We start from the raw sequence: 26,611 nt of genomic DNA on the forward strand, positions 1-26,611 counted from the left end.
CCGCGGCGAATCGCGAGCCGGCGCTGAGTGAGCTAAGCGCCCAGGACCCGGTCCAGGTAGTCGTTGGTGAAGACCCGGGCCGGGTCGAGGCGGTCGCGGACCGCCAGGAAGTCGTCGAATTTGGGGTACGCCGGACGCAGGTCCGCAGCCGTCCGATAGTGCAGTTTTCCCCAGTGCGGCCGCCCGCCCAGGGGCTCGCAGAGCGCTTCGAGGGCCTTGAAGTACGGCTCGTACGGGCTGCCGAGGAACTGGTGCACCGCGATGTAGGCGGACTCCCGCCCGTAGCCGTGCGACAGCCAGATGTCGTCCGGCCCGGTGAATCGCACCTCGACCGGGAAGAGGACCTTGAACGGCAGGGCGTCGATCACCCGGGGCAGCGCGTCGATCACCTCGGGCAGGGCGGCGCGCGGGATCTCGTACTCCATCTCGGTGAAGCGGACCCGGCGCGGGCTGCAGAAGACCCGGTCGGACCGGTCGGTGTAGGAGCGCGCGCTCAGGGCCCGGGCCGCGGCCGAGTTCAGCGTCGGCACCACGCCCGGGAATTTTTGCCCGATTCTGCAGACACCCTGAAAAACGGTGTTCGACAGAAACTCGTCATCCAGCCAGCCGCGGAACCGCGAGAGCGGCCGGTCGTGCGCCGGCACCCGATTGTTGATCTTCAGCTGGGCCCGATCGGTGTACGGGTACCAGAAGAACTCGACGTGATCGTTTTCCGGGATCCACTCCTCGACGCCGGCCAGCACGTCCGCCAGCGCCAGCGGTCGCTCCTCGGCGAGCAGGGTGAACTCCGGCACGCAGCGCAGCGTCACCTCGACCAGCACGCCGAGCGCCCCCAGGCCCACCACCGCGGCCGGGAACTCGGGGGACTCCCGGTCGTACCGCTCGACCTTGCCGTTCGCGGTGACCAGCGCGACCGCTTCCACGCACGAGGCGAGGGTGGAGTGCGCGATGCCGGTGCCGTGCGTGGCGGTGGAGATCGCACCGGCCACCGTCTGCGCGTCGATGTCACCCAGGTTGGGCATGGCCAGGCCGTGCTGGGCCAGCATCGCGTTCAGGTCGGACAGCAGCATCCCGGCCTGGACGGTGACCAGCGGTCCCGCCACCGATACCGGCTGGTTCAGCCGGTGCAGGAGCATCCGCTGGTCGTCGGCGACCGCGATGGCGGTGAACGAGTGCCCGCTCCCGACCGTCTTGATCCGCCGCCCGGTCTCCGCGGAGGCGGCTACCATGGCCGCGACCTCGTCAATGCTTCCCGGCGCGAGCACCTCCGCGACCGATTCCTGGTTCTTTCCCCAGTTGGTCCACCGACGTCCGTTAACGGGTGTAGTCATTCCGGCTTTTGTCCTCCGTCCGAGCGGACACCAGCACCTGGCGTCCCGTCGATGCGCCTCGCTCGTTGATCCGAGTAACGTTCGATTTATCACTGCTGAGAGGGAGTGGCGACGCGTGTCGACACCAACCGTCAGCACCGGACCGCTGCGGCGGGTTCCGGTGCAGGGCAGAAGCGTTGCCCGGGTCCAGCGCATGCTCGATGCCTGCGCCGAGCTGGTGGACGAGGTCGGCTATGAGGGCCTGACCACGACTCTGCTTGCTGAGCGAGCCGAGGTCGCCATCGGCTCGGTCTACCAGTTCTTCCCTGACAAACGGGCCATCGTCCAAGCCCTGGCTCTGCGCAACATGGACGCTTACCTGCAGAGCCTCTCCGACCGCTTCGCGGCGGAGACGTTCACGCACTGGTGGGACGCGGTGGATGCGGCGATAGACGGCTACATTCACATGCACCGCAGCGTTCCGGGCTTCCGCACGCTGCACTTCGGCGACGTCGTCGACCTGCACCTGCTCGACTCGGACCGGGACAACAACGCGGTAATCGCGGAGCGCCTGGCCGAGCTCCTGACGGAGCAGTTCCAGCTGATCGACCGGGCCAGGGTGTGGTTCGCCCTGCAGATCTCGGTGGAGGCCGCCGACGCGCTGATCAAGCTGGCCTTCCGGCGCGACCCGGGTGGAGACGAGGCGGTGCTGACCGAGGTGAAGGCTCTGATCCGCGAGTACCTGCACCGGCACGTCTCGGCCTGAAGCCCACCGGAGGTCAGCCGAGGAAGGCATGGCCCTCGCCCCGGTACGTCGGGGCCGGCGCCGCTGTGCTGCCATCGATCAACTGCAACTCGTTGACGTGCTCGCACAGCTCGCCGGCCTTGGCGTGACGGAACCACACCCGGTCGCCCGGGCGCAGCTGCTCGGCGGCCGCGCCCAGCAGCGGGGTCTGCACCTCGCCCGGGCCCTCGTCGCCCTTGAACGACAGTCCCTCGGGCAGGTACGGCGTGGGCAGCCGGGACGCCTCGGCCGGGCCGGAAGCGGTCCAGCCGCCGCCGAGCACGGTCGCGATCCTCGGCGCCGGGCGGCGGACCACGGAGAGCGCGAAGAACGCGGCCGGGGTGGGCCGCCAGTCGCGGTACGCGTCGAACAGGGCCGGACCGTACAGGCCGGACCCGGCGGTGACCTCGGTGATCGCCGGATCGGCGCTGGTCGTGGCGACGCTTCCGGTTCCGCCGCCGTTGACGTACTCGAGGTCGGCGTGTTCCCGGACCGCCCGGACCGCCGCGGCCCGCCGGGTGAGCAACTCCGGGAGGGCGCGGCGCTGCATCAGCCGGATGGCGCGGGCACGCAGTGCCTGGCCCGGCGGGTCGTCGCCGACGCCGGCGATGTGCGCCTCGTAGGACATCATCCCGACCAGTCGGAATCCCGGACGAGTGGCGATCTTGCGGGCCAGCGCGCCGGCCTGGGTGGCCGAGTGCACCGGGGAGCGGCGGACGCCGACGTGCAGCGAGCCGCCCGGCTTCCAGGAGGCGTCGAGGTCGATGCAGAGCCGGATCACCGCGCGGTCCTCCGGTGCCGCGACCTGGTCGACCAGGTCGAGCTGGGACGGGTGGTCCACCATGATCGAGATGGCGGCGGCCAGTTTCTCGTCCCCGGCGAGCCGGCGCAGCGCGGTCCGGTCCGCGGTCGGGTACGCCACCAGTACGTCGTCGGTCACGCCGGAGCGGACCAGCCAGATCGCCTCGGGAAGGGTGTACGCCATCACGCCGTGCCACCCCGGCCGGGCCAGCACCCGTTCCAGCAGGGCTCTGCACCGCACCGACTTGCTCGCCACCCGGATCGGTTTGCCCGCCGCGCGGGCGGTCAGCCGGTCCGCGTTGTCGTCGAACGCGGCCAGGTCGACCACCGCGATCGGGGTCTCCAGGTGGCTGGTGGCCTTGTCCAGTCGCTGGTGGAGGGCACTGCGGTCGGTGAGCACACCGGCACGCTATCCCGAAGCGAGGCAACGCGAAAGACATTCATTTCTGCTCCACTCGCAGGTGCGAACCCCCGATGACCTGGGGCGGCCGGTTACAGTGCTCCGAGCAGTGACCACGGGGAGGTAGGGCCATCAACACGGAAAGCCGCCAGGAGACCGCACCGGTCGACCTATCGGGTGCGGCCGCGCTCCGCTCCGTCCTCCGGATCCGCCCGTTCCGCCGGCTCTGGCTGGTGCTCGGCGCCGCCTCGTTCGGCGACTGGATCGGCCTGCTGGCCACCGGCCTCTTCGCGTCCGCGCAGTTCAGCAACTCGGCGGCGCAGGGCGCGGCGTTCGGCGGCACGATCGCGGTGCGGCTGCTGCCGGCGCTGCTGCTCGGTCCGATCGCGGGTGTCTTCGCCGACCGGTTCGACCGGCGCTACACGATGGTGATCGTCGACCTGCTCCGGTTCCTGTTCTACGGCTCGATCCCGCTGGTCCCGCTCTTCGGCGGGTCGCCCGCGCTCACCGTGACCTGGGCGACCATCGCCACCTTCATCGGCGAGACGATCACGCTGATCTGGATCCCGGCCAAGGAGGCCGCGGTCCCCAACCTCATCTCGAAGTCCCAGATCGAGGTCTCGAACCAGCTCACGCTCGTCACGACGTACGGGATCACGCCGATCCTCGCCGCCCTCGGCCTCTCCGCGCTCACCGCCGGCGTGCAGCATTCCGGCGTCTCGCTGCCGGACTGGGCGCAGCCGGTGCAGCTGGCGCTCTACATGAACGCGCTGTCCCGGCTGGCCACCGCGCTGGTGGTGTTCTTCGGCATCCGCGAGATCGGCGGTAAGAGCGCGGAGCGGCGAGCGGCCGCCGAGCAGAGCATGTCCCGCCAGTTCCTGGACGGATGGCAGTACATCGGGCGTACCCCGCTGGTCCGGGGCCTGGTGCTGGGGATCTTCGGCGCTTTCGCGGCCGGCGGCGTGGTGATCGGCGCGGCCCGGACGTACGCCACCTCGCTGGGCGCCGGCGAAGCCGCCTTCTACCTGCTCTTCGGCACCATCTTCCTGGGCCTGGCGGTCGGCATCGGGCTCGGCCCGATGATCGTCAAGGACCTCTCCCGGCGTCGCTGGTTCGGCATGAACATCGTGCTGGCCAGCGGCTCGGTGATGTTCCTCGGCCTGGCCTTCCACCTCTCCATGGCCCTGGTCGGCGCGCTGCTGGTCGGTGCGGGCGCCGGCATGGCGTTCCTGGCCGGCACCACCCTGCTCTACGGCGAGGTCGACGACGCGGTCCGCGGCCGGGTCTTCGCCGTGGTGCAGATCGGCGTCCGGATGGTGCTGCTGCTCGCGATCACTCTCGCCGGCCTGCTGGTCGGCCTGGGCAGCTCGCGGCGGGTCGACCTGGGCGCGATCAGCGTCGACATCTCGTCCACTCGGGTGCTGCTGCTGGTGGCCGGCGCGATCGGGATCTGGGTCGGCATCGGCTCCTTCCGGCAGATGGACGACAAGAAGGGCGTGCCGATCCTGGCCGACCTGATCGGCTCGGTGCGCGGGCGTCCGCTCGCCCCGCCGGAGGAGTTCGTCCGGACCGGGCTGTTCGTGGTCTTCGAGGGCGGCGAGGGGGCCGGCAAGTCGACCCAGGTGAACCTGCTGGCCGACGCGCTGCGGGCGGATCACCTGGACGTGGTGGTCACCCGGGAGCCGGGCGCCACCGAGCTCGGTGCCCGGATCCGCGGTCTGGTGCTGGACGCCTCCTCCCACGAGCCTTCACCGCGGGCCGAGGCCCTGCTGTACGCGGCGGACCGGGCCCACCACGTCGCTACGCGGGTCCGCCCGGCGCTGGAGCGGGGCGCGGTGGTGATCAGCGACCGGTACGTGGACTCGTCGCTGGCGTACCAGGGCGCCGGGCGCACCCTGCCGGTCCAGGAGATCGCCTGGCTCTCGTCGTGGGCGACCGGCGGGCTCAAGCCCGACCTGGTGGTCCTGCTGGACGTGGACCCCGGAGTGGGGCTGGGCCGGGTCAGCGCCCGCGGCGTGGGCACCGACCGGCTGGAGAGCGAGTCCAAGGCCTTCCACGAGCGGGTTCGGTACGCGTTCCTCGACCTGGCCGCCGCCGACCCCAAGCGCTATCTGGTGCTGGACGCGGCGCGGCCCGCCGAGGAGCTCGCCGGCGAGGTGGCGGCGCGACTGTCCGGGATGCTCGCCGGGACCCCCGCGCAGTCGGCGCCGACCTCCGCGTTCTCCAAGTCAGCCTCGGGGGAGTCACCGCTTGAGGAGATGGCCGAGGTCCTCGACCTCGACGAATCGCCTAAGTCCTGAAAAGTCGTAACGGCACGGCGGCGGCCATCACTGCCATCCCGGCATCGTTCGGGTGCAGGTGGTCGCCGCTGTCGTAGGCCGGGTTCAGCCGCAGCGGATCGCTCGGATCCTGTACTGCCGCGTCGAAATCGATCACGCCGTCGTACTCACCGGACGTGCGGATCCAGCGGTTCAGCGCGGACCGCTTGCGCTCGTTCTCCGGGCTGTAGAAGCCCAGGGTGTCGTCCTTGAACGGCAGCACAGTCGCGCCGTACGCCCGCAACCCGGCCTGGTGTGCCCGTGCGATCAACTGCCGGTGGCCCCAGATCAGATCGTCCGCCGAGACCACCTCGTCCGGCGGCGCTGCGGTCCCCGGATGTCCGAGATCATTCACGCCCAGCAGGACCACCAGGAATTCCGCGCCGGGCTGGGCGAGCACGTCCCGGTCGAAGCGGCGCAGGGCGCTCTGCCCGAAGTACGCCGCGTACGCCACCGCCGGGTTGCCGGCCGGCGGGTTCGGGTCGTGCAGCAGCCGGTTGCCGGAGACACCGACGTTCGCCACCCCGCGGCGGTGTCGTAGCCGGGCCGCGAGCAGGTCGGGCCAGCGGTGGTTGGCGTTCGCCACGGTGTTCGCGCCGTTCGTGATCGAATCGCCGAGCGTGACGATCGCCCCGCCGGACGAGCGCACGCTCACCCCGGACAGGAACAGGTACTGCTGGATCGTGCTGCTCGGGGTCACGTGCCGGGCCCCGGTCACGTTCCCGGCGGCGATCACGTTGTCCTGGAAGGCGAACGCGGCCAGTGTGCCGACCGGCGTCCGCTCCGGCAGGTAGACGCTGATCACCAGGTCGGTGCCGCCCTCGACACGCAGGCCGACCGGGTCGCTGACGATCGGCGCGCCGGCCGGGACGGTCACCGCGGCACGCCCGCCGAAGGTGACCCGCCGGTCGGACTCACCCTGCCGCGCGTGCACCTCGCCGATCCGCAGCGGGGTGTCGCCGAACTCGTTGGTGAGCCGGATCCGCAGATGGTCACCGCCGACGCTGAGGTGGACGGTCTGGCGCACGGTCTGATCGGCGAGGACCAGGGGAGCGGTGGGCGGAATGGTGGTGGGGACCGCCGCCCAGGTGGCGGTCTCGCGGACCGGAGCCGCGGAGGCGGGGCTCTCGTAGAGCGCACCGGCCGTTACGGCGCCGGCGGAGAGGGCCAGGACCTGGCGTCTTGTGGACATCACACGCTCCGAAAGTTTCGGAAATCTGTGGGACAGATCTTCGTAACGTAGAGCCGCCCATCTATGGCGTCAAGGGCGGAATATCGGCTGCCGCGTCATCCGAACGCTCCGATGCCGATCGATGGACATGGTTGACCGGATTCAGTCACTGTGCATAACGTTTCGGCATGTCCCCGTAACTTTCGGAGGCACCACAGATGAGATATGGACGCATCGCCGCGTTTCTCGCGGTCAGCCTTGCCGTGGCCGGCTCCACGCCGGCCGACGCCCACCCACGAGACGACGGGTCGCTGCGGGCCGCGGCGCGGGGCACCGGCGTACGGATCGGAACCGCCGTCGACATGTCGGCGCTCGCCGCCGACGCGCCGTACAAGCAGGCGGTGGCCCGCGAGTTCGACACGGTCACCCCGGAGAACGTGATGAAGTGGGAGGTCGTCGAACCGCAGCCCGGCGTCTACGACTGGACCGCCGCCGACCAACTCGTCGACTTCGCCCGGAAGAACGGGCAACTGGTCCGCGGTCACACCCTGGTCTGGCACAGCCAGAACCCATCCTGGCTCACCGAGGCCGCGTACACCCCCGACCAGCTACGCACCCTCCTGCGGCGGCACATCTTCGCCGAGGTGGGCCACTTCAAGGGCCGGGTCTGGGCCTGGGACGTGGCGAACGAGGTCTTCAACGAGGACGGCACGCTGCGGGACACCATCTGGCTGCGGGCGCTCGGGCCCGGCTACATCGCCGACGCGTTCCGCTGGGCCCACCAGGCCGATCCAAAGGCGGTGCTCTTCCTGAACGACTACAACAACGAGGGCGTGAACGCGAAGAGCGACGCGTACTTCGCCCTGGTCAAGCAGTTGCGGGCGGAGGGCGTGCCGGTGCAGGGCTACGGCATGCAGGGACACCTCGGGGTCCAGTACGGCTTCCCGGGCACCGTGCTCGAGAACGTGCGCCGCTTCGACAAGCTCGGGGTGAAGACCGCGTTCACCGAGGTCGACGTGCGCATGGTGCTGCCGCCGGACGCCGCGAAGGTGCAGGCTCAGGCCGAGGGCTTCGGGCTGCTCCTGCGGGCCTGCCTGCTGGCCGAGCACTGTGTGTCGTACACGGTGTGGGGATTCACCGACAAGTATTCGTGGGTGCCCGGTTTCTTCGACGGGCAGGGATCGGCCACCCCGCTGGACGAGAACCTGCAACCGAAACCGGCCTATGACACGCTGCGGGAGACCTTCCAGCTGGCTGGGCGCTGAGCCCCAGGGCCACACCCGAGGACCAGGCTGCGCCGGCACCGTCCGTCGGCGCAGCCTCTTGGGATCAACCCCGCCAGAGGGTGAGCATCATCGCCTCGACCGCGATCTCCGGCTTGACGTTCTGGTTGATCGACTCGCGGCAGGCCAGCACCGCCTCCAGTCGCCGCAGCGTGCTCTCCGCCGTCCATTTCCGGGCCGCGGCCTCCGACTGCGGCGCGGCGTCCCCGTGTACCACCGACACCGGTGCCTGAAACGCGGTGACCAGCACATCCCGGTAGAACCCGGCGAGGTCGACCAGGGCTCGATCGAGCGCGTCCCGCTGCGCCCGGGTGGCGCGCGACTTCTGCCGCTTCTCCAGGTCCTTGATCTGCCCCGCGGCGCCACGCATCGCGCCCGCCGCCCCGCGGCCGGTGCCGCCCGCGCCGAGCGCCTGCTCCAGTGCCGAACGTTCCGCGGCGTCGGACTCCGCCACGTTGTCGGCGGCCTCCGCCTTGGCCGCCGTGACCAGCGTCGCGGCCACATCGAAACAGGCGCCCACGCCAGTCAGCCGCTTCGGCACCGCCAGCACCGCCTCCCGCCGCGACCGTGCCTCCGGATCCGCGGCAAGCAACCGGGCCCGGGTGATGTCGCCCTGCGCCGCGGCGGCCGCCCAGGCGGCGGTCTCCGCGGCCAGCCCGTCCCGCTCGACCAGGGCCGTGGCCACCGCGTCGGCCGGCGGCTGCCGCAACGCCACCAGCCGGCACCGGGACCGGATCGTCACCGAGATGTCGTCGGGGTGGGTCGACGGCGTGCAGAGCAGGAAGACCGTCCGGGGCGGCGGCTCCTCGATCGCCTTGAGCAGCGCGTTGCCGGCCGCCTCGGTGAGCCGGTCGGCGTCCTCGATCACCACCACCTGCCAGCGCCCGCCGGACGGCGCGGTGGCCGCCCGCAGAACCAGCGCGCGCATCTCCCCGACCCCGATGGAGAGCCCCTCCGGAGCGACGAACCGCACGTCCGCGTGGGTCCTGCCGAGCACGGTGTGGCACCCGTGGCACTCCCCGCAGCCGGCTCCGCCCCGCTCACACTCCAGCGCCGCCGCGAACGCCCGAGCCGCCAGCGACCGACCGGCGCCGGGTGGCCCGGTGAAGATCCAGGCGTGGGTCATCGCCCCGCTGCCGACCGGCTCACCGGCGACCACGCGCGCGGCGGCCTCGGCGGCGCGGCGCAGCGTCTCAACCGCGTCGTCCTGCCCGACCAGGTCCGAGAACACTCCATGCCGACTCACCCGGCAATGGTATTGCCCCACCTCCGGTACGCCTCCGGACCGGTTGCCCCGCTTTCTCGATTACTCTCCGTCTCTTGATATGCGCTGAGCGTTGCCTCCTGTTCGAGGGCGAAAGTTATCCACAGAGGACACCAAGAGCATCGTGATGCCGGTAGATTCGGGTTTCGGAACGCGACGGCGACATGACGCGTGGTGAGGAGCCTGACGCATGGCTCGGGAGATCGACGAGGCCTGGATCGATGAGGCGATCGATCGCTACCGGCGTGTCGAGGGTCTGCGCGCCGAGTTCGACAAGGCCGTGGCGGCGCATCAGGTCTCGGTGCACTCGCCCGACCAGTCGATCGAGGTCGTGGTCACCGCGGCGGGCGACATCGTGGATGTCCGCGTGCACGGTGGCCTGAGCCGACGCGACACCGCCGAGTTCTCCCGTGAGCTGAAGGCCGTCGTCACCAGCGCGACCGAGGCGGCCCGCTGGGCGCGGGAGAAACTGCACGCCGAGGTGTTCGGTTCGTTCCGCTCCCTGGAGGCCTACTGACATGAGCCGGCCCCCTTTGAAAGGCTCGCTGGAGGGCCACTGACATGGACCGACTCGCTGACCAGATCGACCAGGCCGCCGCCGCGCTGACCACCATGGACAACCGGGTGCCACGGCTGTTGCCGGCGGCCGGGGCGTTCGGCGCTGACGACGCGGGGCGGCCCGGCCGGCTCGGGCGGCGGTTGCACGAGAGCTGGGCCGCGGTGCTCCAGGCCCGCGCCGACGAGGCGGCCGGGCTGTCCGAGCGGCTCGCCGATCTGGCGCAGTCGGTGCGCAGTGGTTCCCGGGACTATGCCGAGACCGACGAGGTGGTCCGGCGCCGCTTCCTGCGGGGGCTCTGATGGATCGGCTCGATCGTCTGCTGACCGCCGCGGAACCGTTGCTGAGCCGCGTCGATCAGGTGCTCACCGCGGTCGGCGCGCCCGAGCGGCACGAGGTCTGGCCCGAGCTGCGCCGGGTGCGCCTGCTGCCGGGTGACGCGGCGCGCGCGGTCGCCGCACTGCATCCGGCCGCGATCGCCGAAACCGTGCCTGAGCTGCGCGCCCAGGCCCGCGCCTGCGTCGACACCGCTGACACGCTGCCGCCGGCTACGAGTTGGACCGGGGACGCCGCCGAGGCGTACGAGGCCGCTCGCCGCCGCGCCGCCGAGCAGCTCAACGTCGGCCCGGACAGCCTGTCCCGGCGGATGAGCGCGACCGCCGACCTCGCGGACGCTCTCACCGACTGGATGACCCGCACCCGCGGTGAACTCGCCGGTGCCCTGGCCGGTGTGCTCACCTCGGCGGAGGCCCTGACGCTGGTGGCCGATGGCGGCTTTCCCGGGTCCGACGAGGTCCACGCCGCCGCCGATGTCGCCACGCTGCTGCTCCGCACGATCGGTGACAGCTACGACCGCGCCGAAGACCTTCTCGACGACGCCCTCCCCCTGAAGTCACCCCAACCCGCCTGACGCCGTCAGCTGGTTCTGGCTGGTGTGTCGGTGTGTTGGTTAGGGCTGTGGTGTCCAGCTCGGTTGCCGGCTGGTTCTGGTTGTTGTGTCGGTGTGTTGGATAGGGCCGTGATGGCCAGCTCGGTCGATCGCGCTGGTGGTCGCCGACCGGAACGGCCCGATCCGTCCGACAGGCGACCACCGGGGGAGAGGTCAGGAGTTCCGGCGACGCCTCCGGGCGCCCAGCAGGACTGCGAGCGCGCCGCCGACGAGCAGCCCGGCCCCCGTGATGACCATCGGTGCGACCCGTGGCCCGGTGACCGGCAGGGTCTCGCCCCGCACCCCGGACCCGCCGGGAGCCTTGCGGGGCTCCGGAGCCACCGCGGCCGCTTCCAGCACGCCGAACCCGAGTCGCGCGACCACTGCGGACGGTTCGTACCCCGCCCGGCCCCGGCGTCCGTCCGAGTCGGCCGCGTGCACCATCGTCACCCGGAGCGCGGTGACCCGGGCCGCGAGCGAATGCCCCTTCCGCGCCTGCCGGACGGCACCGAGCGACACCCGCACGATCGCCTTGGTCGAGCCGCTCTCCAGCACCGGTGCCCTGCCGTGGGTCTCGCCCGACGGCGCCGGCAGGCCGGGGATCGACGGCAACAATGACCCCCGAGACGGCAGCACCGGGACGACCGCCGACTCGGCCGCCGTTCCGATATCACTGACCGTGATGTCAACCTTGTCCCTGACGGTGTCCAGCCTCGTACGGGGAACGCCCGGACCGGACACCTCGATCACCGCGGGCTGATAGCGGACCTCGCCGCCTTCGGAGGTGTTCATGCTGACCCGCAGGATGGGCGCCCGCAGAACATGGATCCGGATCTCACCGCCGGCCAGCTCGATCCGGCTGGTGCTCACGGTCGCCGAGGCGACCGAGTTCGCGTCGCTTCCGCGCCCGCTCAGCGCGGTGCTGCTCAAGCTCGAGAAATTTCCCGGTACGCGAACCAGGTCGCCGTTCAGCGTGACCCGGTCGAGCCGTGCAGTGGCGCGGGAGATCTCGCCAGCGGCGCCCCCGCACCCCATCGCGGGGGCCCAGCGGGCGCGCGCGGACATCGCCCCGCCGCCCACCTGGATCGGCCCGAACCGCTTCGACCCGGTGCGCCGCTCGATCGGCTCGGAGTGGGGCGGTGCCTGCCGCACGACCTGCTCGGCCGCGGGTGCCCCGACGACCCGCCCGTTCAGCACCAGCCCGGCCGACGCCGACTTCACCGGCGCATCCGCGATCATGACGCTCCGCGTGTCGCCGATCCCCGCGCCGGCGGTCATCCGCCGCCCGCCGGACTCCGTCGTCGGATCCGGTGCCGGAGAAGCCGGATCGAGCTGCTCGAACACCTCGTCAGGAGTCGCCGGCGGCCCTGCCGGTCGCACCTCATCGAGTTGCGGACTTGTCGCCGGTGCCGCCGGTCGCACCTCGTTGAGCTGCGGACTTGCCGGCTTCTCTTCATCGAGCTGCGGACTTGCCGGCGGTGCCGAACGCTGCTCGAGCGCTTCTCCGGAGGTTGTCGACGGCGGCGCGGACGGCTGTTTCTCGCCCTCCCCTTCGGTGACCTCCGCGCCCTGTTCCGGTTTCACCGCACCCCGAAGGTTCAGCCGATCGATCCGGATCATCTCCGCCTCGCTCTGCGCCGCATACCGCTCGATCCGCGCGCATGGCGTCGGCGTGGCCTGCGCGAGCATCGAGGTATTCAATGCGGATGATGCGGCAGATGCCGGCAGCGGTGCGGTGAGCGTGCTCGCGACCCCGAGCGCGGCGACACTGGCAGCCAGCGACCTGACAGGTGCCATGGCGGTTCCTTTCGGCGCGGGCCGCTGCGGCGGCGTCTACGGGACTGGCCAACGAGGGTCGATTGGGGCGGTTGCGCAGCATCTATACGACAACCCGCCCGGGTAGCCCAAAACCGGCATTTGGTACGGCTTGCCGAACGTCGTAGGGTTGATCGCATGGGCATGCTGTGCGCGGTCAGCTTCAACCGGTACGGCCGTCTCTACTACCTCGATCCGGGTGAGTTCTCCCCGTCGGTCGGCGACCGCGTGCTGGTCCCGACCGACGACGGTCCCGAGGTGGCGGAGTGCGTCTGGGCGCCGCAATGGGTCAGCGAGGAGACCGACGGTTTCCCCAAGATCGTCGGCCTGGCCGCCGACGACGACCTGCGCCGCGACGAGACGCTCCGCAAACGCAAAGCCGAGGCCAAGGTCGCCGCCAAGAAGCTGATCAAGGCGCATGAGTTGCCGATGAAGGTCGTCGCCGTCGACCACGTGCTGGATTCGTCCGGCGGCAACGGCGACCGCACGACGATCTACTTCACCGCCCCGCACCGCGTCGACTTCCGTTCCCTGGTCCGCGACCTGGGCGCCACGCTGCACTGCCGCGTCGAGCTCCGCCAGCTCTCCGCCCGCGACTCCGCGCGCGTCCAGGGCGGCATCGGCTCCTGCGGCCGCGACCTGTGCTGCGCCACGTTCCTGACCGACTTCGAGCCGGTCACCATCCGCATGGCGAAGGACCAGGACCTACCGCTGAACCCGCTGCGCATCTCCGGCGCCTGCGGCCGCCTGATGTGCTGCCTCAAATACGAGCATCCTCTCTATGCCGAAAGCAGTACATCTAACTTCCATCAGGGGGAGCGCGTCGTCCTCTCGGACGGGACCGAGGGCAAGGTGATGGCGAAACATCCGCCATCCGACACCATCACTGTCCGGAATCTCGCGGACGGGCAGCCCCGACGCTGCCCCGTCGCCGACGTCTGCGGGTCGCGCCAGGCATACGAAAACCGGGCATCAAGCTGACACCCGGTTCGTTGACATTGTTCAGCCTGCTCAGGCGCTCTCTGGCACGTCGGCCTTGAGGTGGCGGTGAAGGGTAGGGCGGGAGACTCCCAGTGCGTCAGCGATCGAATTGACACTCTCACCCTTGGCTCGCCGGGCACGCGCTGCGCTGAGGATGTCGTCGTTCATCACCGATGGGCGGCCACCTGTGCGTCCCTGGGCCTTGGCGGCTTCGAGTCCTGCCCGAGTCCGCTCGCGGATGATGTCGCGCTCCAGCTCAGCAAAGGCGGCCATCATCGTGAAGAAGAACTTGCCCTCACCCGACGGCGTGTAGTTCCCCGCCAGCTTGCCCGTGAGGATGCGTAGTCCGATGCCTCGCCCGTGTAGGTCGTCGGCAATCGTCAGCACGTCTTTGACTGAGCGGCCAAGACGGTCGAGCTTCCAGACACACAGCGTGTCACCCGAGCGCGCCCAGTCCAGGGCGGCGGTGAGGCCCGCTCGGTCCGTGTTCTTCCCGCTCGCCTTGTCCTCGAACACGCGGGCACAGCCAGCCTCGTTGAGCGCGTCACGCTGGAGCTGAGCGTCCTGGCTGTTGGTCGAGACCCGGGCGTATCCGAAGAGCTGGCCGGTAGCGGCGTGCGTTGTCATGATCCGACTGTCTCATAACCCATCTCAAAACATCAAGCCTTGGAGCATGGTTATGAGATGGGTTATGGACATGGTTTAGCCCCCGAACGGGTTCCCTTGAAGGATGTGTCAAAACCCTTCGTTTTTGAGCAGCCTCGTGACCAGCACCGGCGCACCTGGGGGCATGACCCCTTCGGGGTTCGAGGAGGGACCGGCTGGTGATAGCAGCCAAAAATCTGCCACGGTTCCGAAGGGCGATTTATCGAGACCGGCCCGTCGCTCATGACACCCCGGCCTAGGGAAACCGGGATGTCGCTCATGACGCTGCGGTCGCGGAGAACCAGCGTTCCGCTCTCAGGAGGTCCCGGCCTAGGGCTAGGGAAACCGGGGTGTCGCTCATGACGCCCCGGTCACGGAGAACGGACCTGTCGCTCATGGCACCTGTCACCGTGGCGGCTACGCGCCAACGGCGGTCAAGTAGGCGCGGACAAAGAAGCCGCCGACCACGGCGCGGTGGAGGTGACCGGCGGCCGTGATGTCCTCACCGGCGAGGGTGACGTGTAGGTGAACCTTGCCCTCGACGACTTCCCCGGTGCCGGACAGCTCCATCGGTTGGGTATAGCGCCGGATGTAGTCGACGCTCTCATCCTCCTTGGCCATGACCGAGACCTCAGCCTCGTTGACAGCACCGATCAGGGTGATGACGGCGCTGGTGAGCCCGAGCCGGTCGGCTTGCTCCTGGACGGCCTGGAGGACTTCCTCATCCTTGTTGACCTGAACGACATAGGTGGACAAGCGGATCTCCTAGATCTTGAGCGGGTTGACGCCTGCAAGGGCTGCACCGATAGCCCGTAGGTTCTCGCGGCTGGACTCTGACCTGAGCGCCGAGAGCAACGCGTCCGTGATGTGCGGCTCTGCCCGCTGGTTCCTACTCAGGAGAAGGACAGAGCAGAAGCGCGCTCCGCTGTCATTGGGGTTCGACAGCTCCGCCTTGAGCACCTGGAGCTGGTCCGGGCTGAGCGGCGCAGAGGATGCGGCGAGGTTGGCTGAGGCGTCCCAGTCGAGCCCGAGGACACGGTGAAGGACTGCCGTCAGGTACAGCTCGCGTGACTCTCCATCGGCCTGAAGGACCGAGACAGCCTCGTTGTCGATGGTCGGGGAACCGACCTTGGCCAGAATGCCGGCCGCGTTCACACGAAGAAGCGCCTTGCCTGACCTGGACCATTTGGTCAGTGAGGCGATCGACGGAGAGTTCCTGGCGACGAGGGAGGCCACCGCCCGATCTGTGGCGTGGGTGGTCTGGACACCCGTCAGCATTCCCGTTCGTCCACCGTTGATGTCGTTGGCGATGGAGGCTGCGGTATCGGGTGCCGCTCCGGCGGCCAACGCAGAGATGGTGCCGAGCAGAAGCTGTCGCCGCTTCAAGTCCTCTCCCAGGACGCTCTCGTACTTTCGTATGACGTCCGGGGTAACCGCTCTGACGCCTGTCTCCACGTTGCCGATGTAGCCCCGGCTGTAGCCGGTTCGCTTGGCCATGCCAGCCAACGACAGACCCGCCTGTTCGCGGGCCTCCCTCAGTGTCCGCCCTAGATCACTCATTGCCCAGCCTCGTCCGGTTTTGGAGCGGGTTGGAGACAGCTCGATCCTTCCGCCCGAGTGATCACTAAGTAACCCTCGGTGTGTCGGGAATCCTAATCACTGGAGGAGTCGACTGTGGTAGCGGCGGCGGTGATTGCGGCTCTAGTGCTGGGGTTCCTAGCTGGGCTGCTGGCCTTCAAGGTCAAGACACGATGGTGTCCCGGTTGCGGGGAGAGGTTGGCCTGTATCCGGTGCGAGGAGGTGGATAGTGGAACACCGCGTCGCGCCCACTAATCGGGAGATCCTGCCGGGCGTCACCTTGAAGGTGAGCGTCATGGGTGGCTACTCCGTCGAGCGAGAGGGCGACTACATCGGCTGGATCCATGCCAGCATCGGTGACCGTTGGAACGCCTACGTCAGGCGACCCGGAACCAGCGGCGGATCCCTCGGCAGGTACACCCAAGAGGAGGCAGTGAAAGCCATCGTGACGGCTTGGGATGCCGGTACTGCCCTACCGAACGGATGTCGGCCATGACGGAGAAGCGGGAGTATTCACCGGCTGTCCTGGTCCATTCCGAGTCCTGCCCCGACGCGATCAGCTTGCGTGCACGCGGAGTCGGCTTGATTCCGATGGCCACCCCTGCAATTGCACAGGCTTACCCAAATGGCCGGATGCACAATTGCTTCCACTTCACCTTGCAAGCGCGCGGCCTAGTGGAGACCGTGCAATACCCGCCGCATGCATACGAAGAATCCTCGGTGATTTACCCGAACGCGAGCATGCCGCTTTGTGCGGTGTGCATGGGAACGCATAGCGCGCTCGATCGGCTAATCCTCCCCCCGGGAGTCCGCTAGCGATAAAGAAATTGCGGCGGCGAGTCGCGCCGGCGAATAGCGTCGGGAAAGGGATCTCTGGATTTGGAGGAAGTAAACGTGCACGGGCGTGGTCCGCGCGTCCTCTTGCCAGGGGCGATGATCTCTCGGTAGGCTGATGGGTTCGCATGCAACTGCGGCACCCTGATCTTGAAGGGCTTGTAAGCGCCCCTGAGATCCACGCTGAGCCCCGAACGGTCCCGCTGGGTACCTCGGTCTACCCTACCGGCATCCAACGCCCCTACGGCCTTCTGGGCGGGTTGGTGCCCTCGGGGTTGGCTCCGAACCCTTTTTGCGGCGGCGGAGATCAGGGAAGATGCTCCCTACTACGCGCACGAGCGTACGCGAAAACGGAATAACTACTTACGTAGTTATGCTGTCTCGCCTTAAGAGACCCCTTTGGGGTCTTCTACTGCTTAGCTGCATAGCTGTTATCGAGCGAACTGGTAGCCGGTTAATGCCCCCTCCGGGGGCCTTTACTTGTAGCTGCTTTGCGGGTTGCCGGAAGCCGGTTCTAGTATTGCTATTAGAGACCCCTTTGGGGTCTTCTACTGCTTAGCTGTATAGCCGCTATCCAGTGAACTGGTAGCCGGTCTCATGGTCCATTTAGAGGGCCTTTGTTGCTTACTGGTTAGCTGCTTAGCAGGTGACTTTTAGTATTTTTTTGGTATGGATTTTAGGGTTATCTAGGGTTGGTTGATTGAGATAGTTCACCGATGATGCTAATCAATGATAAAGGCCCCTCCTGGGGCCTATTAAGCGATCTTATCGGGCTATCAAGTTTGGGAAGATCTGCTGCTTGCTAGCTTTCTTGGCGGGAGGAGTAGCCCTAGCGTTGAGACGTGGGTTCTATGACCAAGCTGGCGTGAACTTTGTAGCCAGGTGCTCCGATCGCCAGATCGCTTCGCCTGCCTTTGGCCGTCCCTTCCCGCGTGGTAGTAGCCGGATGAACTCGAAGGCGGCGACCAGCACGCTTCGCTGTTCACTCAGTTCCATCTCGTCGAACTGGTAGTAGGCGTATTCGATGTCGACGTATCCGGGATCGCCATAGCTACCCGCCTTGGCAATCTCTGCCTGGACCTGTGCAAGTTCCTCACGCAGCGTCGCTGTCGCCGCGTGCAACTGCTGGCGCGTGATCTTGTTCGTCGCCTGGTCTACGGCCAGTTCGTTCATCTTGCCCTCGATCCGCGCCTCCTCGGTCAGAAGAGCGGGTACATCGATGTCCGATGGCGGCACGGGGTGGAAATAGGGCCGGTTCGTGTCCGTCATCTGCTTGATTAGCCGGCGCACGACCAATCCGTCGCCGTAGTCGATGGGAAACTGCGTGTGTCCACGTGACCGCCCGGGCTCTCGGCCCACACCTGCGCACAGGTAGAAAGGGATACCCTTCTTCTTCGTTGCCCGTACTGGTCCGCCGCACACACCGCAGTGCGCGATGCCAGACAGCAGGTTGGCCAGCTTGCCGCCTACCCAGTCCGGACGCTCTCGGTCCGCTAGGAGCTTGTCGACTTTGCGCCATGTCGGTTCGTCGATGATCGGCTCCCATGCGGCCTTACCCATGACTTCCCCGTAGAGCGTGATCACACCCATGTTCCGGGGGTTCCTCAGCAGGAGACGCAAGGCCACGCCGTTCCATAGGCCGCTTGGGTTGTAGTCCCGCTGGCGCGGAGCGCGGGGCCGGGCAGCCTCACCATCCGGCGCGCTGGTCCTGAAACCCGCCTCGTTCCACTCCCTAGCGACGGCGCTCAGAGACTTGCCCTTGAGTACGTCGTGGTACGCCTGCTTGATGGCCGCAGCCTCGTCGGGGACGTGCTCCAGGTTCTCCTTGTTGAAGCCGAATGGTCGACGAACCCAGTTCGGCAAGCCCTTCTCCACGCGCTGATCGTTGGCCAGCACCTGTCGTGCCGCCTTGCGTTCGCCTTCAGCAGTCGCCACAGCGGCAAGGATACGGGCGACCATGCGGCCCACGTCGGTTGTCAGATCGATGTCGCCTGTCGCGGTGGCCAACCCGATGTTGCGCTCGATCGCCAGTTCGATCAGCGACTCCAGGTCTTTCATTGAGCGGGTCACGCGGTCGAGGTGCCAGGCCACCACGAGGTCGGCCTCGCCCGCCTCGATCGTCTTAACAACCGTCTGCCACCCAGCCCGATCTTGGAGCCGGTAGTCCGTCGCCGAGATCGTGTCGTCGATTACGGCAACCACGTCCCAACCTCGGGCGAGACAGAGCGCGCGGCATGCTTGTTCCTGGCGTTCGAGTCCGGCACCCTCGCCGGTCCGGTCCATGCTCATGCGCAGGTAGATGACGGCCCGAGGCTGGGTCGTGGCCTGAGCGCCAGGCTTGGCTAGCGCCATCGCTCGACGGCGTGCGGCACTCTTGATCGGGGCGGTCGTCATGATCAGATAGTAGAATTAATGTTGCTTCCCGCAAAGTGTGAGCATCCGTTGTACGCCGCATTCCAGGCGAATGCCCCGGCTGTCGGAAGTCGAGTGACGACACCCGACGGTGACGGCCGCGTCGTCGCGCACAGCGTGCCGAAGGACGAGGTGGTCGTCCGCCTCGATACGGACGGTTCGCGCTGCTCGTGCTCCCGCGCCTCGGTCTGCGGCCCACGTCAGGCCCACGACGCCCAGTACAACCCGCCGCCCCAGCCGTAGTGACCGCCGATCCGGGTTCGCGTCAGTCGTAGGGGCTCTTCCGGGCGGCGAGCACGATCGGAGGCTCGATGCGATGGGTGGTCAGCGGCTCCTCCGGGCGTAGCCACGGTGCGTGTGAATCGCCGTCCGGGTCGGCGGACCACTTGCGGCAGACACGGTCGACGCCGAGTGGATGAATGGTCAGGGTACCGTCCGTGGCGATGTGCATCCGCAGGAAGCTCTTCGCGTCCTCGATGCCCTGTCCCGCGTACAACTCGTTGAGGTTGACGTCGAACGAACTCGCCACCAGCAGGTAAAGCGCGACCAACTGGGTCGCCAGGACGGCGATCAGCGGGCCGTAGAGGACTGTCGCCACCGCGATCTGCCCCGGCCAGGCCTGGAAGGGCAACCGCAACCACACCCAGGTGCCGCCGGCGGCCAGTGCGATCTGGGCCAGGCCGTGACCGGCCCCGAGAATCCAGTGCCGCGCGTGCCTCGCCGACGCGGCGCTCGGTGGCCTGGCGAACAGCACCGTACCCAGCATGATCAGCGTGAGCATCAGGACGAGCGGGATGCTGAACAGCCGCTGGAGGCTGCCGACCTGTCGGGCCGCGCCGGCCATCGGCAGCATGGTCAGCGTCTGAATGATGCCGAGCATGGTGGCGAATCCGGCGTTGCGCCGCGGCAACCGGTGAAACACGCCCCAGCCCAGCCTGCGGGAGATCTTCGGAGCGGGGAAGCGGGACACCAGCCGGTACTCCCGGCTGAGGCTGCGATTGCGGGTCAGCGTCTCCCGTGGTGGCACCACGAGCCGATCAGGGAGCTTGTGGGTGCCCAGCAGGTATGCCCCACCGCCGCCGCAGGTGATCAGCTCGCGGTCCTCGCCGGTGTAGCGCGCGTAGTGGTGCAGGTCGCCGGAGACGAGAACCCGCACCTGCGCCTGGGTCGGGGCCAGGATGGTGCGGATGAAGTAGTCGATCGCGTCGTACACCTCAGGGTGGTTCTTTGCTTTCACCCAGGTCGGTGACGGTGTCATCAGGATGATGCGGTCGTCCGGCGTGATCTCCCGGGCGGCCTTCTCGAAGTAGAGCAGCTGCGGGTCGTCGATGTACGCCCCGAACTGCTCGTCCACCGCGAACACCCACCAGTTGTGCGGCAGCTTCACGGCGAAGTACGACCGGCGTTGCTCGGTGCGCCATCCGCCGATGTGACCGTCCTTACGGCGCGCGAAGAGGCGCAGGAAGGCGGTGAGGCCGTCGTACCAGTCATGATTTCCCGGCAGGGCGAAGAGCGTGGGTCGCGGTTCCCCGGCCGGCGCCTCCGGCAACGCCGCGCGGTACGGCCCCTTCATCCGGCTCTCGTAACCGTCGCCGCTGGCCAACGGGTAGACCTGGTCACCGCCCATCAGCAGCAAGCGCCCGCGGGGCAGCGGGGCGCCGTCCACCGACAGCTCCGACTGGGCCAGCAGCCACGCGACCGAATAAGTCGCGTCGAAGCCGTCGCCCAGGTCGGCGACGTAATCCAGCCAGATCTCACCGTCGGCGGTCGTCGAGTGGTCGAAGAAGTCGTCGTCCAGCGCGTTCTGCAGCTCGCGTTTATCCATGTATGCACCGAAAAGGATGGCGAGCAGCGCGCGCAGCCCGGTGCTCAGCAGCAGGAGCGGCGAGAGCCAGCCGATCCGCCTTCTCGGGGTGAACCCGAGCTCTTGCGGATCGAGACTGATGGGGCGAGTCGGCGCGGTGTGCTCCGCGTCCGGAGCGGGGCGCGGTGGGGGAGCGACAGGCTTCGACTGATCGTCCGTCACGAAATGCACACTAGTCGTGAGGTACGACATCGGCTCGCCCAGCGAGTCCGGCCCGGGTTCGAGATCGCTCCGCCGGTGTCGTAGACTTGTGAGCGTTGCCGCCTTAGCTCAGTCGGCTAGAGCGACGCACTCGTAATGCGTAGGTCGACGGTTCGATTCCGTCAGGCGGCTCGGTAGAGAAAGCCCAGGTCAACGACCTGGGCTTCTTCTTTTGAACAGGTCGACGACGGTGTCCGGAGAGCCTGCGGTCCGCCGACGGACTCCGCCGCAGGCATGATCCGCCTGTCCCGAACCGCATGGTTGCGGATCATCGAGCGCATTCGGTGGCGTAGCGGACCGTCGCCGGAGCCAGCGCGCTTGTGCGGAGGCAGACCGAACAGAGGTAGTGAGGCTCCCGCCGACTCAAGATCGCCGCCTCGGTTCGATCCTGCGCAGGTCCGAGCGCACGACCCATTCCTCGGCTGCCCGGATCTGCTGCTGGCGTTGCTCGACGAGGTCGGCGAGCTTGTCGAGGTCGGTAGCGACCAGCGGAGGCTCACCCAGCCGATCGTGGACGGCGTAGAAACAGCTCTCCGGCACCTCGGCGCAACGCACCCATCGCCTCCGAAGCGTGTGCAAGATCTGCCAACCGGGGAAGCGGCCCTCCAATGCCAGCTGTGCCCGCAGCTGTTCTCGTAGCTCTTGCCCGTCCGGCCACGGTCCATCGGGCATCGTGTCCACTGCGGCGAACCTCAGCGTTCGCCCAGGAAATCGGCGGACGTTGAGCTCTGACCGTCACACCGACCGCTCGCGGCGAGAATCTGCCCGATCGCCTCCACACGGGTGAACTCGCCCAGCGGCGTGCCCAGGGTCAGCGGTCCCGTCCGCAGGTAGGCCCGCCAGGTGTCGTTCCTGCCGTGGATCCAACCCAGAAACGTGCCCTTGTACGACACGGCCACCCCGCCGAGCGACGTCCGTGACAGAGCGACACCGGAAGGAACCTCCGCAGAAGCCGGGATCTCGTCACGCCGTGACTGCTTCACGCCACCCACCGCCCCGCCTCACCAGACCCGCCACGAGCCCGGTACTCCTGCGCCGGCGTAAGGTTCCCGGCCCGGCCAACCTGCGGCACCGCCCAACCAGGCACAGCCGGACGCGGCCGACTACGGATCGCCGCCAACGTCAACTCCAGGCAGGGCCACGGCAGACCACACGTGCAACGGATACGACGGAACAACTTCCGCCTTGCTTTTCTATGCTGCATCTCGACCCCCAGTCGATCGATGAACAGAGGCGGCCACCCGCACACGGCCAGCAGAAAGACGCCAGCAATGCGTAGCGGCAGACGGGCGATTCGTCGGAGACCGGCACGGCCGACTACGCAACGCATCGCTGCGAGAAGTCGGACCAGTACACGGCTCTCGCTCAGGCGGTCCGACGCGACTGTCTCGGTGAGCAATCAGGGCAGGCCCGACGTACCAGCTGAACGGTGACCGCGTCGGTCCGGACCGTCCGGCGCGGCGATCCCAAGCGCCAACCGCGCCCCTCGCAACCACGACATGACTGGGCAACCTGTTCGTTGATCTGCGCTCGTCATGTGTAAAGGGTCGGCCGAAAGACTCTTTCAACCCATTCCGTGGCGGTATCCCTTGACGGGATAGGTCGTAGGCAGGCCACGATGGATCACAACGAGACGCCGAAGCCCCGTCGGAGGGACGCCGCCGTTGAAGTCCGAGATCCCCGGCTCTATCTGGAACCGGCCCGACATGCTCACCGCGTTGCGGACGCGCGACATCGCTTACGTATTCCGGCTGGTACGCCAGCACGCCGGGATGTCGCAGACCGCGATCGGAAGCCTGATCGGGATGAGTCAGGGCAAGGTCAGCGGCATCATGGCCGGAAGCCAGCAGGTCACCACGCTCGACGTCTACGAGCGCATCGCCGAGGGCCTCCAGCTACCGGACACCGCTCGCATGACCCTCGGCCTGGCGCCCCGCGGTATCTCGGCCCGGGATGGTTCGAACTCTGACGCACCGGGCACGGTCAACCCCACGCGTAGCGTGGAGAGAGATCCGCGATCGGGGGAGGGCAACACCGTGCGACGCCGCGAGTTCGTCGGCCTCACCGGGGCCGCACTCTTCGGCGCCATCCTGGCGGAAGCCGAGCCGACCCCCGAACCCGCAGCCAGCGGCATCGACGACTTGGCCGCGGCACTGACCGAGATCCCGGTGCCAGCGACCAGCCCAGTCAACCTCACTGGCCTGTCCGCGACAGTTGCCGCCGCCAAGCGCGACTACCAAGCGTGCAAGTACGGCGAAGTGCTCACGATCCTGCCGCCGCTCCTACGCTCCCTGCGCACAGCATCCGCCACCGTCGACGGTCCCCAGCAGCGCAAGGCCCAGGCCCTATCCGTCGAGGCGTACCACGTCGCCGCCTCCATCCTGCTCAAGCAGGGCGACAAGGGACTGGCCTGGCTCGCGGCAGATCGCAGCGTCCAGGCCGCTCAGCAGACCGAGATCCCACTGATGATCGGCTCCAGCGCCCGGATCATCACCCACGCCCTGATGGACGGCGGCCACCACCGCGCCGCAGCCAGCAACGCCAGCAGTGCAGCCCAGCGCATGGACGCCGCCCTCCCCCAGCCGACCGACGACGACCTATCGGTCTACGGCTCACTCCTACTCCGCGGCGCAATCGCCGCCGCCCACAACAGCGACCGCCACACCAGTACCGAACTCCTCGACGAAGCCGAGCAGGCCGGCGACCGCTTGGGCCACGAGGGCAACCACATGTGGACCGCTTTTGGCCCCAACAACGTCCTGTGCCACCGCGTCAGCGCCGCCCTGCGATTTGGCGACGCTGGCACCGCCATCGACTACGCCCGCCGCATCGACCTCGACGCGCTGCCCATCAACGAACGCAAGGCCGTGCTCCTGCTCGACGTCACCCGCGCATTCCTGATGTGGGGCAAGCACGAACAAGCCCTCCACACGATCCAGGCCGCCGGCCAGATCGCACCCGAAGAGATCACCGGACGCCCCCGGATCCGCCAGCTCGTCGGCGACCTGGTCGCCACCGCACCCATCAGCGTCCGCCGCGAAGCCCGCGAGTTCGCCGACGCCCACGGGATCGCCGCATGAGCACCGACAGCAAAGTCCTCTACGTCGTCGTCTGCGCCGCCGGCCCCGCCGGCGAAGTCGGCCAGCTCGTCAAACTCGCCCAGGACGACGGCTGGACCGTCCAGATCATCGCCACGCCACCAGCACTCGACTTCATCGACGTCCCAGCCCTGGAGCAACAGACCGGCCGCCCCGTACGCAGCCAATACCGCAAACCCGGCGAGCCTCGAAGCCCCCGAGCCGACGCGATCATCGTCGCCCCGGCCACCTACAACACCATCAACAAGTTCGCCCAAGGAATCTCCGACACCTACGCCCTCGGCCTCCTCGCCGAAGCGCCCGGACTCGGCGTCCCCGTCGTCGTCCTGCCCTTCGTCAACAGCACGCTTGCCGGTCGTGCACCGTTCCGCCGCAGTGTCGAACAACTACGAGCCGAAGGAATCCAGGTCCTTTTCGGGCAGGGCGAGTTTGAGCCCCACACCCCTGGAACCGGAGGCGATCGCTTGACTACTTACCCCTGGCTTCTCGCACTGCGACGCGTCTGATCACCGGCACCACTGTCACGGTTTTCTCTGCCATGAGAGGACTGCCGCAGGGGAGGACCCTGATCAACGACTCGCTCTGCAGCGCACAGCAGTACCTGTCCCATGCGCGAGGCGTCGAGTCTCGACCATGGTGATCAAGAAGCGATGGCCGGCCGCCGGGCTGTACCACGTCTTCGAGCACACCTTCGACGAGCATTGGAGCGGTGGCTACCCCCGATGACTGACAACACCGACCTACTCCCCAGCGCCCACCAAGCCGTCGACCTCGCCCGCGACATCATGCGCACCATGCAACCCGGCGTCCTGACCGCCAAAGGTGACCGCGACATGGCCTCCGAAGTTGACTTTGCGATCGAGGAGCAGGTGCGGGCCTTCCTTGCTGAGCGAACCCCTGAGATCGGCTTCCTGGGCGAGGAGAACGGCACCAGCGGAGCCACCAGCAGCCTGTTGTGGGCGCTCGACCCCGTCGACGGCACTGTCAACTTTGTCCACGGCTCACCACTCTGCGCCATTTCTCTGGGCCTCATCGCCGAGAACCGACCTGTGCTCGGCGTCATCGACTTGCCGTTTCTCGGAACCCGCTACTGCGCGGTGGAGGGCAATGGCGCTCACGCCAATGGCAAGCCCATTAGCGCCACCATGACTGAGCGGGTCGGTGAAGCTGTCGCAGCCATCGGTGACTACGCGGTAGGCGAAGGATCCGAAGAAAAGAATCAAGAAAGATTTGCGCTCACGCAGAGACTCGCCAGCAACATGCAGCGTATCCGTATGCATGGCTCGGCCGCCATTGACCTCGCATGGCTCGCTGAAGGAAGAATCGACGCAGTAGTCATGCTCGCCAATAAGCCATGGGACACCGCAGCCGGAGTTATCATCGCTCGCGAAGCCGGCGCCGTTGTCATCGACAGTGATGGATCACAGCACGACATCAAATCGGCCGCAACGATTACGGCGAACGCCAACCTGCTCCCGGCTTTCCTTGATGTCGTCAGTGCCCCGCCAGCGGGCCAGTATTTAGGGAAAGTTGCGCTGTAATTCTCTGGTCCGAGAGGGCCCCGCCGAGGCTACTGATAATTCTGCATGTCTTCAAGGCTTTCTAAACGGGCGCTCACGCCGCAGTCTGAGCGCGAGCGACGACCCCGGCAGGTAGAGGTAACGCGTTAACATTTCTTGACTTCTGCTCGCGAAACGCGACGCGCGGATAGTTTCGCTCGTTAGAGGTAACTTCTAACGGCAGTGAAAATTAGGTAGGCCGCAGATATTGCAATTAGGACTTCAAGTCCACCTACCAAGCTACCCGAGCCGCGGTCGTCGGTCCGATATTCCTGGAGTCTTTGGTTGAGTGACTTTCTGGCATTGGGTGAAGTTTGGTTGAAATGGGTGGTTGATGTGTCGGCATCTTTGTTTTTCCGTTCAATTATGAATATGCAAATCCGTGTAGCTCCCCCAACTAGGACGGCGATACCTGCTATGACGGAAGCGATCGAGTCTGCGATGCCGAGATCCACGATCCGCATGGTAGAGCGTCGATGCAATAAGGCTGGAAGCGAGTCGGCCCCTGCGTTAGATGCTGTCACCGAGTCATCGAATCCAATCCGCCGAATTGTACTGCTGGATTGATCTATTATGGATCAAGGCGCTGCGCAAGCGCGGCGCGGCCGGACGCGCTCGGCCTGCTGGCGGCGTGCGGCCGGCATCGGCCGACGCGCCGGCCAATTCCTGCTGCGGTGCGTGATTCGAGTTATGCCTCCGGCGGGAGCGCTCGGGCATCTGGGATGGTGGTGCCATCCCGCCCACCGTCGACCCGGACGAAGTCGAGCAGACATGCTCCTGGGCGCCAAGGTCGTTCGTCCGGTTGGGCG

The 26,611-nt window shown here is 67.6% G+C and carries 22 protein-coding genes, 1 tRNA gene and 1 pseudogene; 12 read left to right on the forward strand and 12 right to left on the reverse strand.

The features are described 5' to 3' along the window. Window positions 1-32: 32 nt before the first annotated feature. Window positions 33-1,331, reverse strand: a complete 1,299-nt coding sequence (locus tag CHC09_RS26895) for a D-arabinono-1,4-lactone oxidase (RefSeq protein ID WP_089295995.1) — start codon at window positions 1,329-1,331, stop codon at window positions 33-35. A gap of 115 nt (window positions 1,332-1,446) precedes the next feature. On the opposite strand from CHC09_RS26895, the gene CHC09_RS26900 reads away from it, so the two are divergent. After that, on the forward strand, window positions 1,447-2,076 hold the full coding sequence (locus CHC09_RS26900; RefSeq protein ID WP_089295996.1) for a TetR/AcrR family transcriptional regulator: 630 nt from the start codon (window positions 1,447-1,449) through the stop codon (window positions 2,074-2,076). 13 nt (window positions 2,077-2,089) lie between these two features. On the opposite strand, the gene CHC09_RS26905 is transcribed toward CHC09_RS26900, so the two are convergent. Then, entirely contained in the window at window positions 2,090-3,295 is a 1,206-nt protein-coding gene (locus CHC09_RS26905) for an amino acid deaminase/aldolase (protein ID WP_089295997.1), read from the reverse strand. A 233-nt stretch (window positions 3,296-3,528) separates the two neighbouring features. Between CHC09_RS26905 and tmk the strand changes: the two genes are divergently transcribed. Then, window positions 3,529-5,595, forward strand: coding sequence for a dTMP kinase (gene tmk, locus CHC09_RS26910; protein WP_239138614.1), 2,067 nt, complete (start codon window positions 3,529-3,531; stop codon window positions 5,593-5,595). Here tmk and CHC09_RS26915 read toward each other — a convergent pair. Further along, entirely contained in the window at window positions 5,585-6,805 is a 1,221-nt protein-coding gene (locus tag CHC09_RS26915; RefSeq protein ID WP_089295999.1) for an SGNH/GDSL hydrolase family protein, read from the reverse strand. The two genes, tmk and CHC09_RS26915, sit on opposite strands and share 11 nt — an antisense overlap. Before the next feature lie 197 nt (window positions 6,806-7,002). Between CHC09_RS26915 and CHC09_RS26920 the strand changes: the two genes are divergently transcribed. Further along, entirely contained in the window at window positions 7,003-8,049 is a 1,047-nt protein-coding gene (locus CHC09_RS26920; protein ID WP_089296000.1) for an endo-1,4-beta-xylanase, read from the forward strand. A 64-nt stretch (window positions 8,050-8,113) separates the two neighbouring features. Here CHC09_RS26920 and CHC09_RS26925 read toward each other — a convergent pair whose 3' ends face one another. Further along, entirely contained in the window at window positions 8,114-9,313 is a 1,200-nt protein-coding gene (locus tag CHC09_RS26925) for a DNA polymerase III subunit delta' (protein ID WP_239138613.1), read from the reverse strand. A 208-nt stretch (window positions 9,314-9,521) separates the two neighbouring features. On the opposite strand from CHC09_RS26925, the gene CHC09_RS26930 reads away from it, so the two are divergent. The 3 genes from CHC09_RS26930 to CHC09_RS26940 are packed head-to-tail and all read left to right on the forward strand — an operon-like array spanning window position 9,522 to window position 10,797. Further along, the gene (locus CHC09_RS26930) at window positions 9,522-9,848 is read left to right on the forward strand and encodes a hypothetical protein (RefSeq protein WP_089296002.1); all 327 of its coding nucleotides are present in this window, start codon (window positions 9,522-9,524) and stop codon (window positions 9,846-9,848) included. Window positions 9,849-9,892: 44 nt separating this feature from the next. After that, the gene (locus tag CHC09_RS26935; protein WP_089296003.1) at window positions 9,893-10,189 is read left to right on the forward strand and encodes a hypothetical protein; all 297 of its coding nucleotides are present in this window, start codon (window positions 9,893-9,895) and stop codon (window positions 10,187-10,189) included. Further along, on the forward strand, window positions 10,189-10,797 hold the full coding sequence (locus CHC09_RS26940) for a hypothetical protein (protein WP_089296004.1): 609 nt from the start codon (window positions 10,189-10,191) through the stop codon (window positions 10,795-10,797). The genes CHC09_RS26935 and CHC09_RS26940 overlap by 1 nt, the downstream gene beginning before the upstream one ends. A gap of 192 nt (window positions 10,798-10,989) precedes the next feature. Here the strand turns inward: CHC09_RS26940 and CHC09_RS26945 are convergent, their stop codons facing one another. Further along, window positions 10,990-12,612, reverse strand: a complete 1,623-nt coding sequence (locus CHC09_RS26945; protein ID WP_143232569.1) for a hypothetical protein — start codon at window positions 12,610-12,612, stop codon at window positions 10,990-10,992. Between the two features lie 156 nt (window positions 12,613-12,768). On the opposite strand from CHC09_RS26945, the gene CHC09_RS26950 reads away from it, so the two are divergent. Continuing rightward, a complete protein-coding gene (locus tag CHC09_RS26950) occupies window positions 12,769-13,611 on the forward strand; it encodes a PSP1 domain-containing protein (RefSeq protein WP_089296006.1) in 843 nt (280 codons plus the stop codon). A gap of 30 nt (window positions 13,612-13,641) precedes the next feature. On the opposite strand, the gene CHC09_RS26955 is transcribed toward CHC09_RS26950, so the two are convergent. From CHC09_RS26955 to CHC09_RS26970, 4 genes are all read right to left on the reverse strand, one after another. Then, window positions 13,642-14,238 (reverse strand): recombinase family protein, encoded by a 597-nt coding sequence (locus CHC09_RS26955; RefSeq protein ID WP_089296007.1) that lies wholly within the window; start codon window positions 14,236-14,238, stop codon window positions 13,642-13,644. Between the two features lie 435 nt (window positions 14,239-14,673). Continuing rightward, a complete protein-coding gene (locus tag CHC09_RS26960) occupies window positions 14,674-15,012 on the reverse strand; it encodes a PCC domain-containing protein (RefSeq protein ID WP_089296008.1) in 339 nt (112 codons plus the stop codon). Between the two features lie 9 nt (window positions 15,013-15,021). Beyond that, window positions 15,022-15,816: a helix-turn-helix domain-containing protein gene (locus CHC09_RS26965; RefSeq protein WP_089296009.1), complete on the reverse strand. Its 795-nt coding sequence runs from the start codon at window positions 15,814-15,816 to the stop codon at window positions 15,022-15,024. A gap of 1,701 nt (window positions 15,817-17,517) precedes the next feature. Then, window positions 17,518-19,062: a recombinase family protein gene (locus tag CHC09_RS26970; RefSeq protein ID WP_089296010.1), complete on the reverse strand. Its 1,545-nt coding sequence runs from the start codon at window positions 19,060-19,062 to the stop codon at window positions 17,518-17,520. A 33-nt stretch (window positions 19,063-19,095) separates the two neighbouring features. On the opposite strand from CHC09_RS26970, the pseudogene CHC09_RS26975 reads away from it, so the two are divergent. Beyond that, window positions 19,096-19,323, forward strand: a pseudogene (locus tag CHC09_RS26975) (regulatory iron-sulfur-containing complex subunit RicT); the annotation flags it as partial. 22 nt (window positions 19,324-19,345) lie between these two features. On the opposite strand, the gene CHC09_RS26980 reads toward CHC09_RS26975, so the two are convergent. Then, on the reverse strand, window positions 19,346-21,136 hold the full coding sequence (locus CHC09_RS26980; protein ID WP_179277296.1) for a metallophosphoesterase: 1,791 nt from the start codon (window positions 21,134-21,136) through the stop codon (window positions 19,346-19,348). Window positions 21,137-21,203: 67 nt separating this feature from the next. Here CHC09_RS26980 and CHC09_RS26985 point away from each other — a divergent pair. Beyond that, a tRNA-Thr gene (locus CHC09_RS26985) sits at window positions 21,204-21,277 on the forward strand. A 231-nt stretch (window positions 21,278-21,508) separates the two neighbouring features. On the opposite strand, the gene CHC09_RS26990 is transcribed toward CHC09_RS26985, so the two are convergent. Both CHC09_RS26990 and CHC09_RS26995 read right to left on the reverse strand, forming a co-directional pair. Then, on the reverse strand, window positions 21,509-21,826 hold the full coding sequence (locus CHC09_RS26990; RefSeq protein ID WP_089296011.1) for a hypothetical protein: 318 nt from the start codon (window positions 21,824-21,826) through the stop codon (window positions 21,509-21,511). An 11-nt stretch (window positions 21,827-21,837) separates the two neighbouring features. Continuing rightward, entirely contained in the window at window positions 21,838-22,128 is a 291-nt protein-coding gene (locus tag CHC09_RS26995; protein ID WP_143232571.1) for a hypothetical protein, read from the reverse strand. 681 nt (window positions 22,129-22,809) lie between these two features. Between CHC09_RS26995 and CHC09_RS27000 the strand changes: the two genes are divergently transcribed. The 3 genes from CHC09_RS27000 to CHC09_RS27010 all read left to right on the forward strand — a co-directional run bounded on the left by CHC09_RS27000 (window position 22,810) and on the right by CHC09_RS27010 (window position 25,784). Continuing rightward, a complete protein-coding gene (locus CHC09_RS27000) occupies window positions 22,810-24,225 on the forward strand; it encodes a helix-turn-helix domain-containing protein (protein ID WP_203833269.1) in 1,416 nt (471 codons plus the stop codon). Further along, window positions 24,222-24,749, forward strand: coding sequence for a flavoprotein (locus tag CHC09_RS27005; RefSeq protein ID WP_089296014.1), 528 nt, complete (start codon window positions 24,222-24,224; stop codon window positions 24,747-24,749). The genes CHC09_RS27000 and CHC09_RS27005 overlap by 4 nt, the downstream gene beginning before the upstream one ends. A 216-nt stretch (window positions 24,750-24,965) precedes the next feature. Further along, complete coding sequence (locus tag CHC09_RS27010; protein ID WP_089296015.1) at window positions 24,966-25,784, forward strand: inositol monophosphatase family protein; 819 nt, start codon at window positions 24,966-24,968, stop codon at window positions 25,782-25,784. Window positions 25,785-26,611: the final 827 nt, after the last annotated feature.

Source organism: Actinoplanes regularis (assembly GCF_900188005.1).
GTDB classification, from domain to species: Bacteria; Actinomycetota; Actinomycetes; order Mycobacteriales; family Micromonosporaceae; genus Actinoplanes; species Actinoplanes regularis.